This window comes from Formosa sejongensis (assembly GCF_033447105.1).
Classification (GTDB): Bacteria; Bacteroidota; Bacteroidia; order Flavobacteriales; family Flavobacteriaceae; genus Formosa.
Genome location: NZ_JAWQUN010000052.1, coordinates 1 through 1378, shown reverse-complemented (window position 1 = coordinate 1378; position 1378 = coordinate 1). Strand labels below are relative to the sequence as shown.

Below are 1378 nucleotides of genomic sequence, written 5' to 3'. Positions count from 1 at the left end.
AAATTATTTGAGAAAACAATGTTATATTTATCATCGGAGAAAGGGTTTTTGTGGTGCACCACAAAGGTAACTTTGCGGAACAAAATTTCCTTTCTCTTTTTTTAAACGTTTTGGACGCTATTGAACTGAAACCTAAAGATTATATTTAATAGAATTTAAAGCTAAGGATTCACCTTTTAAAATATATAAAAATGAATTCGTAATTAAGTACACTAGATACTGCATTCGCAAGTTTAGTAGAAGCAGCATTGCTTCTTAAAATTACAGCGATAATAATAAACATAATATGGGTTATTAGACTGTATGTAAAATGGAACATGACTGTTTTAGTTGATTTTAATCAAAATAGCATTCATATGAAAGACCTGTAGTATTTGGATACAAATTAGATAAGAAGCAACAGAGCTTAGGCTATGCAGCACAAAGGGCTAAAGCTTAACTTGTTTACAGATTTAAGTTAACAACAATAGATGCTTGTAATAATTCAGAACAAGTATTTATAAATGCAGATTAAGACCTATGAAAAAAGACACATATAATGGGATGCCTTCTACACTCTTTAAAACAGAGAATCCATTTATTACAATTAAAAATATAGAAGCTCAGGAAACTTATAGTGTAAGACAGCCTGTTTTAAGACCAGGAAGACCAATTAAAGATTGTGAATTTGTTAACGATACGCATCCTACGACATTCCATCTGGGATTGTATTTTAAATCGGATTTGGTTGGTGTAGTAACTTTTATGAAAACACTAAATGAGACATTTGTTTCGGAAAACCAATATCAACTCCGCGGTATGGCTATTTTATCAGAACATCAGGGTTTACAATATGGAAATATTCTTATTCAAGTAGGAGAATCTATAGTAGAAAAACAACAAGATTCATTAATCTGGTTAAATGCTAGAGAAATAGCTGTGAAGTTTTATGAAAGAAATGGATATAAAATTAGTGGAAATGCATTTAATATTCCAAAAGTAGGTACACATTATATGATGTATAAAACTATTTCAAATTTATGATTACCTACAAACGTTTAATTACGGTTGAATCGCTTAGTCTATCTGAAGTTTGGAAACTATATGAAAACACTTTTCCTTTAAATGAAAGACGAAATATAGAAGGACAAACACACATTTTGAAATTAAACAATTATCACTGTGAGAGTATACATCAAAACGAAAAATTTATTGGGTTAATATTTTGGTGGAATTTTGATTCACTCCGTTATATTGAACATTTAGCGATTATACCGGGTCAAGCATAAAAGTTGGGGAGAATGTTATCTTTGAATAAAAAGTGTTTAGATTTTGAATATAGAATTAGCCCGTTATTTATTGCCAGAAGGCCTGTTAGAATATTTTGATATTGTAAACC

2 protein-coding genes are annotated in these 1378 nt (G+C 29.9%); both read left to right on the top strand.

Translation table 11 applies throughout. The features are described from left to right. Positions 1–519 precede the first annotated feature (519 nt). Positions 520–1023 (top strand): GNAT family N-acetyltransferase, encoded by a 504-nt coding sequence (locus R6X41_RS19705; protein WP_318502069.1) that lies wholly within the window; start codon positions 520–522, stop codon positions 1021–1023. Further along, on the top strand, positions 1020–1268 hold the full coding sequence (locus tag R6X41_RS19700) for a hypothetical protein (protein WP_318502068.1): 249 nt from the start codon (positions 1020–1022) through the stop codon (positions 1266–1268). The genes R6X41_RS19705 and R6X41_RS19700 overlap by 4 nt, the downstream gene beginning before the upstream one ends. The last annotated feature ends 110 nt before the right edge of the window (positions 1269–1378 follow it).

What these genes read in the sequence shown, in the direction of transcription:
- R6X41_RS19700 (WP_318502068.1), top strand. Translation starts at nt 1,020, where the DNA reads ATGATTACCTACAAACGTTTAATTACGGTTGAATCGCTTAGTCTATCT.
- R6X41_RS19705 (WP_318502069.1), top strand. Translation starts at nt 520, where the DNA reads ATGAAAAAAGACACATATAATGGGATGCCTTCTACACTCTTTAAAACA.